Annotated in this window: 10 protein-coding genes; 6 read left to right on the top strand and 4 right to left on the bottom strand. The window is 75.3% G+C overall.

Annotated elements, in window-relative coordinates; genetic code table 11:
• Positions 1-138 precede the first annotated feature (138 nt).
• Positions 139-450 carry a hypothetical protein gene (locus tag GSF02_RS17785; RefSeq protein ID WP_159798705.1) on the top strand — a complete coding sequence of 104 codons (312 nt, stop codon included), beginning with the start codon at positions 139-141 and terminating at the stop codon, positions 448-450.
• Positions 444-2,174 (top strand): hypothetical protein, encoded by a 1,731-nt coding sequence (locus GSF02_RS17780; RefSeq protein ID WP_159798704.1) that lies wholly within the window; start codon positions 444-446, stop codon positions 2,172-2,174. The genes GSF02_RS17785 and GSF02_RS17780 overlap by 7 nt, the downstream gene beginning before the upstream one ends.
• Before the next feature lie 12 nt (positions 2,175-2,186).
• On the opposite strand, the gene GSF02_RS17775 is transcribed toward GSF02_RS17780, so the two are convergent.
• The gene (locus tag GSF02_RS17775) at positions 2,187-2,588 is read right to left on the bottom strand and encodes a phage holin family protein (protein WP_159798703.1); all 402 of its coding nucleotides are present in this window, start codon (positions 2,586-2,588) and stop codon (positions 2,187-2,189) included.
• Positions 2,589-2,693: 105 nt separating this feature from the next.
• Between GSF02_RS17775 and hisC the strand changes: the two genes are divergently transcribed.
• Entirely contained in the window at positions 2,694-3,818 is a 1,125-nt protein-coding gene (gene hisC, locus GSF02_RS17770; protein ID WP_235915681.1) for a histidinol-phosphate transaminase, read from the top strand.
• A 90-nt stretch (positions 3,819-3,908) separates the two neighbouring features.
• On the opposite strand, the gene GSF02_RS17765 is transcribed toward hisC, so the two are convergent.
• From GSF02_RS17765 to GSF02_RS17755, 3 genes are all read right to left on the bottom strand, one after another.
• Positions 3,909-5,030, bottom strand: a complete 1,122-nt coding sequence (locus GSF02_RS17765) for a Gfo/Idh/MocA family protein (RefSeq protein WP_235915680.1) — start codon at positions 5,028-5,030, stop codon at positions 3,909-3,911.
• 11 nt (positions 5,031-5,041) lie between these two features.
• Positions 5,042-6,205, bottom strand: a complete 1,164-nt coding sequence (locus tag GSF02_RS17760) for a Gfo/Idh/MocA family protein (protein WP_159798702.1) — start codon at positions 6,203-6,205, stop codon at positions 5,042-5,044.
• Positions 6,206-6,377: 172 nt separating this feature from the next.
• Positions 6,378-7,484 carry a Gfo/Idh/MocA family protein gene (locus GSF02_RS17755; protein ID WP_235915679.1) on the bottom strand — a complete coding sequence of 369 codons (1,107 nt, stop codon included), beginning with the start codon at positions 7,482-7,484 and terminating at the stop codon, positions 6,378-6,380.
• A gap of 557 nt (positions 7,485-8,041) precedes the next feature.
• On the opposite strand from GSF02_RS17755, the gene pdhA reads away from it, so the two are divergent.
• From pdhA to GSF02_RS17740, 3 genes are all read left to right on the top strand, one after another.
• The gene (pdhA, locus tag GSF02_RS17750) at positions 8,042-9,196 is read left to right on the top strand and encodes a pyruvate dehydrogenase (acetyl-transferring) E1 component subunit alpha (RefSeq protein WP_159798700.1); all 1,155 of its coding nucleotides are present in this window, start codon (positions 8,042-8,044) and stop codon (positions 9,194-9,196) included.
• Positions 9,193-10,179 carry an alpha-ketoacid dehydrogenase subunit beta gene (locus GSF02_RS17745; RefSeq protein WP_159798699.1) on the top strand — a complete coding sequence of 329 codons (987 nt, stop codon included), beginning with the start codon at positions 9,193-9,195 and terminating at the stop codon, positions 10,177-10,179. The genes pdhA and GSF02_RS17745 overlap by 4 nt, the downstream gene beginning before the upstream one ends.
• A gap of 83 nt (positions 10,180-10,262) precedes the next feature.
• The coding region (locus tag GSF02_RS17740; protein ID WP_328799041.1) for a biotin/lipoyl-containing protein at positions 10,263-10,669 on the top strand (407 nt) is incomplete at its 3' end.

The raw sequence follows: 10,669 nt of genomic DNA, 5'->3' as shown, positions 1-10,669 counted from the left end.
CGCGCCGGGGCCGGGGCCGGGCCGCGCGGCCCTCCGGCGGTGTCCCCAGCGGTGCCGCGGCGCCGTCGTCCACAGCGGGCGGAGCGACGCCCGCGCGCCTGCCGAGGCCTCCGTAGCGTCGACCGAGCGGGGACGCGGGTGGACGCGGACGCCGGCGAGGCGGCGAGGGCAGGGGGAGGCACGGTGCTGGACGGCGGTGTGCGACGGGCGTTCGACGGCGGCGCAGTGCTCGGCGACGCGGGCGCGGCGCAGGTCGCCGAGGCCGTCGGGCTGCTGCGGCGCGCGCTGGACGACGCGGTGGCGGCTAGCTCCGACGCCCGCCTGGCGCACGCCGTCGGCTGGGAGGCGACGGCGGCCGACCGGTTCCGGGAGTCCCTGGGGGCGATGCTCGCGGGGCTGCGCGGCGACGTCGCCGAGCTCGCCGTGGCGGCGACGGGCACGCCGTGGTGAGTGACGTCGAGGACACGCTCGTCGTCGTCGGCGGGTCCGCCGTCACCGGGGTGGACGCCGCCGCCGTGCGTGGCGCCGCCGCCCGCCTCGACGCCGCCGCCGACGCCCTGCGCGCGGCCGCGTCCGCCTGCGCCGCGGCGGCGAGCTCCGCGGAGGGCGCCCTGTGGAGGATGCCCGGCGTGGCGGGGGAGCCGACGCCGCCGGACGTGCTCGGCCGCCGCCGCCGGCTCGCGGACACCGCCGCCGGCCTGGGGCGGCGCCTGCACGAGCGCGCGAGGGAGTGCGAGGGGCTCCGCGACCGGCTGCTGGCCGCCGCCGGCCTGTACGAGCACGCGGAGTCGCTCGTCGAGCGGGCGGCCGGCGCGGTGGTCTCGGTCGACGCCTTCGCGACCGGGTTCCTGGTGTCGGCGGTGCCGCCCGCCGGGCTGGTCCGGGCCGGCGTCGGCGCCGCGGCGGTCGGAGGGCTGGGCTGGCTGGCGGCGCGGCTGGGCGGCGACGCGACGACGGAGACGCTCGTGCGGGCGGCGGGGCCCCTCAGCGACGAGCTCGTGGCGGGCGCCGGGGCCGGCGTCGCCCTCGGGGCGCCCGCGCTGTCGCAGGGCGACGTCTCCGTGACCGGCGGCGCACGCGTGCTCAGCACGCTCGTGCACGCCCTGATGCCGGTGACGCAGGTGCGGCTGCGCGAGGTGCTCCGGCCCGGTGGCGCCGACGGCGGGCCACCGGGGTGGGCCGCCGAGCCGTCGGGCAGCGTCGCGGAGGCGCTCGCCCGCACCGCCGACCTCTACCCGTGGGGCAGCGGCGTCCCGGCGGTCGTCGGCGGCGGCGCCGGTGGTGAGCGTGCGGACGGCGGTGGCGGTGGTGGCGAGGACGGTCTGCGGCCCCCGGCGGGCACACCCCGGGGCACCCTCGCGGTGGAGCGGGTGGAGCACGCCGACGGGCCCGACTCGTGGGTGGTGCTCGTGCCGGGCACCCAGGAGCCGTGGCCGCCGGACCACCCGTTCGACGCGGTCACCGACGTCGACCTCATGGCCCACGAGGCCGCCGCCGTGACGGCCGCCGTCACGGCGGCGATGGAGCGGGCGGGCGTGGGGGCGGGCGAGCCCGTGGTGCTCGTGGGGCACAGCCTCGGCGGGATCGCCGCGGCGGCGCTCGCGGCCTCGCCGTCGTTCCGCTCGCAGTTCCGGGTGGGCGGGGTCGTGACCGCCGGCGCGCCCACGGCGACGTTCGCGACGCCCCGCGGCGTGCCGGTGCTGCACCTCGAGAACGACGAGGAGCTGGTCAGCAACCTCGACGGGCGCTCGGCGCGGGAGAACCCGCGCACCGCCGACCGCGTGACCGTCGGGAGGCGGCTGGCCGCCTCCGCGTCGTCGGCGGACCGGGCGGCGAGCGGCAGCGTCGCCGGGGCGCACGCGATGGCCACGCACCTGCGCACCCTCGCGGCCGCCCGCGAGTCCGGGAGCGTGCCGGTGGAGCGGGTGCTCGGGCAGATCGAGCCGCTGCTGCAGGGCGAGCGGTCCACGACGCGGTTCTACGCCGCGCGGCGCGTGGCGGCGCCGCGGCCCGCGCCGGAGCCGGCTCCGTCGCCGTTGCCGAGGCCGGTGCTCCCCGGCGTCGGGCCGTCCCTGCCGGGCGTGGGGCCGGCGCCGCCGCTCGGAGCGCCGGGGCTGACCGGCACCGGGCTGACCGGCACCGGGCTGACCGGCACGGTGGCGTCGCTGCCGTGAGCGCGGCCGGCGTCAGTCGCGCTTCGGGGCGAACGCGCCGATGACCAGCTGCAGGACCGACACGATGAGCGCGGCGATCACGTACCACCAGAACCCGCCGTGGATCTCCAGGCCCCAGGCCGGCAGGCCGGAGAACCAGTCGCGGCCCGTGATCCAGGTGGTCAGGCCGAGCATCGCGGCGTTCACGACCAGGGTGAACAGCCCGAGCGTCAGGATGTACAGCGGGAGCGACAGGAAGCTGACGATCGGCTTCACCAGCATGTTGACCAGGCTGTAGACCAGCGCGACGGCCAGGACCGCGACGATCCGCCCGCCGGTCGACTCGCCGCCCACGATCTCCACGTGGTCGGGCACGATGAGGCTGGTCAGCCACAGGGCCAGGGCTGTCACGAGGACGCGGACGACGAAGTTCACACCGGCATCCTGCCATCGCCGCCCTCTCCGGGCACGGGTGGCGCCGGCCGTGCCGGATCGTGACCGGCGCGCCGGCCGGCGGCGTGCCGGTGGCATCCTGGGGCCGTGCCTGAGGAGCCCACCACCGAGACGCCCGCCCCCGCCGCTCACGCCCCACACGGCCACGTGCCGCTGCGCGAGGCCGTCGACGCGCTGCCGCCCTACGTGCCCGGCGCCCGCGCCGGCGCGGGGGAGCGGGTCTGGAAGCTGTCGTCGAACGAGAACCCGTACCCGCCGCTGCCGTCGGTGCTCGAGGCGATCGCCGCCGCGGCGACCGAGACGAACCGTTACCCGGACATGTACGCCAGCGAGCTGGTCGAGGCGCTCGCCGAGCACGCCGGCGTCTCGCGCGAGCAGGTCGTGGTCGGCAACGGGTCGGTCGCGGTGCTGGCGCACATCCTGCAGACGGTGGTCGACGCCGGTGACGAGGTCGTCTTCCCCTGGCGGTCCTTCGAGGCCTACCCGATCGCCGTCGCCGTCGCGGGCGGCACGGCGGTCACCGTGCCCGTGGACGCGGCCGGCCGGCTCGACCTGCCGGCGATGGCCGCCGCCGTCACGCCGCGCACCCGCGTCGTGCTCGTCTGCACGCCGAACAACCCCACCGGGCCCGTGGTGCACCGCGACGAGCTCGAGGACCTCGTCGCCGCCGTGCCGAGCGACGTGCTCGTGGTGGTCGACGAGGCGTACCTGGAGTTCGTGCGCGACCCGCAGGCGCCCGACGGCGTCGAGGTGATGAACCGGCACGAGAACGTGGTGCTGCTGCGCACGCTGTCCAAGGCGTACGGCCTCGCCGGGCTGCGCGTCGGCTACGCCGTCGGCTCCCCGCGCCTGGTGGCCGGCATCCGCGCGGTGTCGACGCCGTTCGGCGTCTCGCACGTGGCGCAGCGTGCCGCGATCGCCTCGCTGCAGCCGGCCGCCCAGGCGGAGCTGCTCGAGCGGGTCGACGCGCTGGTCGCCGAGCGCACCCGCGTGGTCGAGGGCCTCGCCGCGCAGGGCTGGGAGCTGCCCGAGACGCAGGCCAACTTCGTGTGGTTCCCGTTCGGGGAGGCGACGTCGGCGCGCGCCGCCGAGGCCTCGGCGGCGGGGCTGCTGGTGCGCCCGTTCGCCGGCGACGGCATCCGCGTGAGCATCGGCGAGCGGGAGGCCAACGACCTGCTGCTCGAGGTGGCCCGGCGCTGGCGCACCGCCTGAGGCGTCCTCAGGGCCGAGCGTGCGCGGCACGACGACGGGGCTCGCCCGGCACCGTGCCGGGCGAGCCCCGTCGCGTCCCCGTGCAGGTCGTCAGGCCGTGGCCGCTGCCGTGCGGTCGAAGTCCGACAGGTCCGTGGCGTTCGCCTGGGCCTGGAGGGCGAGCTCGATGGCCTTGAACGCGTGCGCCTGCGTCATGGCGTTCTCGGTGCGCTCGAGGCAGTCGAGCACGAGCTGGCCGAAGTACGGGTACCCGACCTTGCCCGCGACCCGGTAGTGGGTCTCCTCGCTGCCGTTCGCGAGGAACAGGTGGCCGGGCCCCTCGTCCGTGCCGAGATTCATGTACTTGCGCTGCTCGATGAAACCCTCGGTGCCGAGGATGAAGAGGCGTCCGTCGCCCCACGTCTGCAGGCCGTCGGGCGTGAACCAGTCGCAGCGCAGGTAGCCGGTGGCCCCGGTGCTCGTCACGAGGTTCGCGTCGCCGAAGTCGTCCAGGCCGGGGTGCTGCGGGTGCGCGTAGTTGGCGATCTGGGAGTGCACGACGGTGGCATCGGTGGTGCCCGTGTAGTGGAGGATCTGGTCGATGTTGTGCGACCCGATGTCGGTGAGGATGCCGCCGTAGCGCGCCTTGTCGAAGAAGTACGGGTCGCGCGACGGGGCGTTGAGGCGGTGAGGCCCGAACGCCACGACCTGGAGCACGCGGCCGATCGCGCCCTGCTCGACGAGCTGGCCCGCGAACACGGCGGTCTCGACGTGGACGCGCTCGGAGTAGTAGACGGCGTACTTGCGCCCGGTGCGAGCGACGGCCGCGCGGGCCGCGGCGAGCTGGTCGAACGTGGTCAGCGGCGCCTTGTCGGTGAAGTAGTCCTTGCCGGCCTCGATGACGCGCAGGCCCAGGGCGCAGCGGTCGCTCGGCACGGCGGCGCCGGCGACGAGCTGGACCGCCGGGTCGTCGAGGACCTCGGCCTCCGACCGGGCGACGGCAGCCTGGGGGAACCGCTCGACGAACGTCGCCACCTTCGCAGGGTCGGGGTCGTAGACCCACTTGAGGGTGGCGCCGGCCCCGATCAGACCGGCGCACATGCCGTAGATGTGGCCGTGGTCGAGGCCGACCGCGGCGAAGACGAAGTCGCCCTCGGACACGACGGGCGCAGGCAGCGGGTCCGGGGCGTAGGTGGCCCCGTCGGACGCAGGAGATGCGGATGACATCGACATGAGAGCGGTCCTCACCGTGCCTCGGGGGTGCCCGAGACGCTGATCGCGCCCGCGAGGTCACGGGCTGACGTCGTCTTCTCGAAGAAGTGCGGCGCGACGTCCGGCAGGGTGCCGCGCTGGTACAGCGGGTCGTCGGCCGCCAGCGGGAGGTCGACGGCACGACGCTCGATGCCGGACTTGTAGATCGCCGTGATCAACTCGATGGTGCGGCGGCCGTCGTGGCCGTCGATCGTCGGGCGTCGGCCCTCCTCGAGCGCCGACAGGACGTCGTCGACCTGCCCCCGGTGGGCCGTGTGCTCGAGCGGTGCCTGCGCTGCCGCGAGGGCGTCCAGCCTCGCGACGAGCTCGGCGTCGCCGCCCGGCACCGGGAAGCCGTTGGGCTGGGCCTGCTCGGCGACCGCGCGGTACGGCAGCGAGACCATGGCGTCGCGGCCGTGCACCACGAACCGCTGGTCCTGCCCGTGGTGCACCACCGAGCTGGTCAGCGTCGCCAGCGCCCGGTCGTAGGTGAGGACGGCGACCGACAGGTCCTCGATCTCGGCGTTCTCGTGCGCCGCGTTGGTCAGGACGGCCGACACGGAGCGGGGTGCACCGAACAGGTGCAGGAGCAGGTCGACGTGGTGCACGGCGTGGTTGAGCGTGCAGCCGCCGCCCTCCTGCGCCCACGTGCCGCGCCACCACAGGTCGTAGTACGGCAGCCCGCGCCACCACGCGGAGTCGACCTGCACCGAGGTGATCGGCCCGAGCAGCCCCGACTCGAGCACGGCGCGCATCGTCGCGACGTCGTCGCGGTACCGGTTCTGCGCGACCGAGGAGAACACGGCCCCGCTGTCGGCCTCCGCGGCCAGGATCGCGTCGCAGGCGGCCAGCGAGGGCGCCATCGGCTTCTCGCACAGCACGTTGACGCCGGCGCGGAGGAGCTCGACGCTCAGCCCCTCGTGCGTGTCGGGCGGGGTGCAGATGCTGACGAGGTCGACGTCGCCGCGGGCGATCACCTCGGCGTGCGAGGCGTGCACTGTCGCGTCGTCCAGGCCGAGCTCGCGCTTCACCGCCTCGGCCTTCTCGGGGACGATGTCGCACAGCGCGACCACGCGGCACCGGTCCGGGAAGGCCAGGTACGCGCGCAGGTGCGACGGGGAGATGTTGCCGGTGCCGACGACGGCGACGTTGATCATGAGCTGCTCTCTGTGTTCGTGACGTCTGGATCGTGACGGGCCTGGCCCGTGCGACCGGGGCCGCGTGGCGGGGACCAGGCACCCCCGGCCACGCAGCGAGGGACCTTCCGGGCGCCTTCGGCGGGGGTCGGCCGCCCGAACGGCACCTCGGGGACGGTGGCGATGCCGGCCATCAGCCCTCCCCCTCGGACGTCGTCGTCATGGAGGTACCGCCGGGGTGCTCTCCGCTGAGCGAGTGGTAGAAGGGGTCGTCGGTCGTCAGGTCGGTGCGCCGCACGGGCAGGCCGGTGCGGGCGGAGCGGTAGATGGCGGTGACGAGCTCGAGGGTGCGGCGCGCGTCGGTGCCGCTGCTCTCCGGTCGTTCACCGGTGGTGAGGCGGTCGAGCACGTGCGCGAGCTGCGCGGCGTGACCGCTGGGCCCCGGGTCGGTGGGCGGCCACGAGCGGACGCGCTCGGAGTCGGTCACGTGCGGGGCCGGTGCCCACGTCCAGGAGTGGTTGTCGTACCCGTAGACGTGGCTCAGCTCGACGGTCGCGTCGGTCAGGTCGAAGCGCAGGTAGCTCTCCTCGCGAGGCGACAGCAGCGAGCAGACGACGGAGAGCATCGCGCCCGACTCGAGGCGCACGACGGCCATCGAGACGTCCTCGACCTCGATCGCGCGGTCGAGGGTGCCGGTCATTGCCCGCACCTCGGTCCAGTCGCCGAGCAGCGACAGCGCCAGGTCGATCTGGTGGATGCCGTGGCCGAGCGTCGGGCCGCCGCCCTCGGTGGCCCACCGCCCGCGCCACGGGACGTCGAAGTACTCGGGCGGGCGGAACCACATGGTGTTGCACAGCGCGACGAGGGGCCGGCCGAGCTCGCCCGAGAGCAGGTGCTCGCGCAGGCGCCTGGCCCCGGCGCCGAAGCGGTGCTGGGCGACGAAGCTGACGTACGGCCCCCCTGGCCGCTCGTGGCGTGACATCGCGTCGAGATCGGCCAGGCTGATGCCGGCGGGCTTCTCGCACCAGACGTCCACGCCCGCGTCGAGGCACTGCGTCACGAGCTCGCGGTGCTGGGCCGGGGGAGCGCACACGATCGCGAGGTCCGGGGCGCACCGGCCGAGCACGTCGCGGAGGTCGGTGCCGTGGACGGGGACGGACCACCGGGCGGCGAAGTCCCGAGCGCGGCCGTCGTCGACGTCCACCACGCCGACGACGGCGACGCGGTCCCTGAGCGCCTGGACGGCCGGCATGTGGCTGGCGCCGGCGATCGTCCCGGCGCCGACGACGACGGCGCGCACCGGCGTGGGCGGTGGAGCGTCCCCGCGCAGGGCAGAGTCGGGGGGTCGGTTCCGTGCTGTCCGCATCTGATCTCCGTTGATCCGGATGCCGAGAGACATCCGATTTCCCATGTCAGCGCCAAGCGGCGGTCACGCTACCAGTGGGTGCAAACGTTGTCATCCCTCGGCCGGCGGGTGCGTCGGCCCGGCGGCGCCTGCTGCGGGGTGGCCCGGCGGGTGGTGCCCGCTCTGCCCGCGCGAGCGGTTCCGCGCCGCGCGCCGTGCGACCCCGGGGTCGCCGCGGCGGCTTCGAGCGCGGGGCCGGCCAGGCGGCGCGGGGCGGGTCCGTGGGCGCGGTCGCCGCTCGAGGCGCGCACCACCGGAAGTGCGGAACGAGGTACCCGCGGCAGGCAGGGACAGCGCCGGCCGCTCCCGGCGCCGGCACGCGGTTGGAGGAATCCTCCAAAGGCCGCTCGCGACCCTTGGCGGCGCTGCCGGGGGGTGCGCCGGCGTGCGGACAACCTACGCTTGCGTAGGCTACGAAACCGTAGGTTGTTCCCGATCGCGAAGGAGAGCGTGTGGGCACCGAGGCCACCGACGTCGGAAGCGACGTCCCGCTCGTGCAGCTCGTGGCGCCCGACGGCGCCCGCGTCACCACCGCCGAGAACGCGGCGTACCGCGACCGCGTGGCGCACCTGACCGGCGAGGACCTGCGGCGCATGTACCGCGACATGGTGCTCACCCGCCGGTTCGACGACGAGGCCACGGCCCTGCAGCGCCAGGGCGAGCTGGCCCTGTACGCCCAGGGCAAGGGGCAGGAGGCCGCCCAGGTCGGCTCGGGCCGCGCCCTCGCCCCGCAGGACTACGTCTTCCCCAGCTACCGCGAGCACGGGGTGCTGCAGGTGCGGGGCGTCGACCCGGTCGACCGGCTGCGGCTCTTCCGCGGCGAGGACCACGGCGGCTGGGACCCGGCGGCCACGAACACCCACCTGTACACGCTGGTCATCGGCTCGCAGGCCCTGCACGCGACCGGCTACGCGATGGGCGTGCAGCGCGACGGGCTGGTGGGCACCGGCGACCCCGGGCGCGACACCGCCGTCGTCGTCTACTTCGGCGACGGCGCCACCAGCCAGGGCGACGTCAACGAGGGTCTCGTGTTCGCCGCCGTGAACAACGCGCCGGTCGTGTTCTTCTGCCAGAACAACCAGTGGGCCATCTCCGAGCCCACCACCCGCCAGGCCCGCGTGCCGATCTACAAGCGCGGCGAGGGCTTCGGCGTGCCGAGCGTGCGGGTCGACGGCAACGACGTGCTGGCCTGCTACGCCGTCACCGCCGAGGCGCTCGAGCGGGCGCACAGCGGCGGCGGCCCCACGTTCGTCGAGGCGTTCACCTACCGCATGGGCGCGCACACGACGTCGGACGACCCGACGCGCTACCGCGACCGCGCGGAGGAGGACTACTGGCGCAAGCGCGACCCCATCGACCGCCTGGCCGCGCTGCTGCGCGCCGAGGACGCGTGGGACGACGCGTGGGCGGCCGAGCTGGACGCCGAGGCCGAGGCGCTCGGCGAGCGCCTGCGCCGCGAGGTGCGCGAGCTCGGCGCCCCGCCGACGTCCGCGATGTTCGACGAGGTGTACGCGACGCCGCACGCCCAGGTCGACGAGGAGCGGGCCTGGCTGGCGCGGTACGAGGAAGAGACGCAGGGGGACGAGTCGCAGGAGGTGGCGCGATGACGGCGCAGAAGCTGACGTTCGCCCGGGCCATCACCGAGGGCCTGCGCGCGTCGCTCGAGTCCGACGAGCGCGTGCTGCTCATGGGCGAGGACATCGGCCGCCTCGGCGGCGTCTTCCGCGTCACCGACGGGCTGCAGAAGGACTTCGGCGAGGACCGCGTGGTCGACACGCCGCTGGCCGAGTCCGGCATCGTCGGCACCGCGATCGGCCTGGCGCTGCGCGGCTACCGGTCGGTGTGCGAGATCCAGTTCGACGGCTTCGTGTTCCCGGCCTTCGACCAGATCACCACCCAGCTGGCCAAGATGCGCTACCGCTCGCGCGGGCGCCTCGAGATGCCCGTGGTCATCCGCATCCCGTACGGCGGCGGGATCGGCGCCGTCGAGCACCACTCCGAGAGCCCCGAGGCGCTGTTCGCGCACACGGCCGGCCTGCGCGTGGTCTCGCCGTCGACGCCGCAGGACGCCTACGACATGATCCGCGCGGCGGTGGCCTCGCCGGACCCGGTGATCTACCTCGAGCCCAAGGGCCGGTACTGGTCCAAGGACGACGTGGACCTGGACGCCGCGCCGGCCGAGGGCGTCCTCGACAGGGCGCGCGTCGCCCGGCCGGGCTCGGACGTGACCCTGGTGGCGTACGGGCCGACGGTCGCCACGGCGCTCAAGGCGGCCGACGCGCTCGCCGCCGAGGGCACCAGCGCCGAGGTGGTCGACCTGCGCGCGGTGTCGCCGATCGACTTCCCCACGGTCGTCGACAGCGTGCGCCGCACCGGCCGCTGCGTCGTCGTCCACGAGGCGCCGGTGTTCCACGGCGTCGGCGGCGAGGTCGCCGCCCGCGTCACCGAGGAGTGCTTCTACGCGCTCGAGGCGCCCGTGCTGCGGGTGGGCGGGTTCCACGCCCCCTACCCCGTGGCCAAGCTCGAGCACGACTACCTGCCGAGCGTCGAGCGGGTGCTCGACGCCGTCGACCGTTCCCTCTCGTTCTGACGTAGCGCCGAGACCCGGATCCTCGGGGGAATCCCGAGGCGGATCCCCCCGAGGATCCGGGTCTCGACGGAAGGAGTTCGCCCATGAGCACCCAGCGGTTCCCGCTCCCGGACGTGGGGGAGGGCCTCACCGAGGCCGAGATCGTCGAGTGGCGCGTCAAGCCCGGCGACACCGTGGCCGTCAACCAGGTGATCGTCGAGATCGAGACCGCCAAGTCGCTCGTCGAGCTGCCGTCCCCGTGGGCCGGCACCGTCGTGTCCCTGCTGGTGGAGGAGGGTGACACGGTCGACGTCGGCACGCCGATCATCGAGGTCGCGTCCGGGGCCGACGCCGCTGCGCCGGCGGCCGACGCCGGGGCGCCCGCTGCGCCGGTGGCCGAGGCCGCGGCGCCCGCGTCGTCCGGCGAGGGCTCCGGGTCGGTGCTGGTCGGCTACGGCACCGCCGAGCGAGCCGGCGCCGCACGCCGCCGCCGCCGGACCGCCGCGCCGTC

This window comes from Puerhibacterium puerhi (assembly GCF_009846865.1).
GTDB lineage: Bacteria > Actinomycetota > Actinomycetes > Actinomycetales > Cellulomonadaceae > Puerhibacterium > Puerhibacterium puerhi.
The sequence above is the reverse complement of the archived record's forward strand: the minus strand, read 5'-3'. Positions and strand labels throughout refer to the sequence as shown.

Excerpts from the sequence above, each read along its gene's own strand:
- GSF02_RS17765 (WP_235915680.1), bottom strand. The coding sequence starts at position 5,030 with ATGTCGATGTCATCCGCATCTCCTGCGTCCGACGGGGCCACCTACGCC.
- GSF02_RS17760 (WP_159798702.1), bottom strand. The coding sequence starts at position 6,205 with ATGATCAACGTCGCCGTCGTCGGCACCGGCAACATCTCCCCGTCGCAC.
- GSF02_RS17745 (WP_159798699.1), top strand. The coding sequence starts at position 9,193 with ATGACGGCGCAGAAGCTGACGTTCGCCCGGGCCATCACCGAGGGCCTG.